Raw genomic sequence first — 201 nt, 5'->3', positions numbered from 1 at the left:
TATCCCTGGCCGGAAGCAGCGGAAGAAAACCGTCAAGTACGACAAGCGCCGCTACAAACGGCGTAACCGGATCGAAACCATGTTCGGCAGGTTGAAGGATTGGAGGCGTGTGGCAACCCGTTACGACAGGTGCCCAAAGGTCTTCCTTTCAGCAATCGCCCTCGCGGCAATCGTTATCTACTGGCTTTGACACTCAATGAG

The 201-nt window shown here is 54.7% G+C and carries 1 protein-coding gene; it reads left to right on the top strand.

Annotated elements, in window-relative coordinates:
- A partial coding sequence (locus Q0936_RS20365) for a transposase (protein ID WP_299378430.1) occupies positions 1-190 on the top strand: 190 nt, incomplete at its 5' end.
- Positions 191-201 lie beyond the last annotated feature (11 nt).

It is taken from the genome of uncultured Tateyamaria sp., from assembly GCF_947488715.1.
Taxonomy (GTDB): domain Bacteria; phylum Pseudomonadota; class Alphaproteobacteria; order Rhodobacterales; family Rhodobacteraceae; genus Tateyamaria.
The sequence above is the reverse complement of the archived record's forward strand: the minus strand, read 5'-3'. Positions and strand labels throughout refer to the sequence as shown.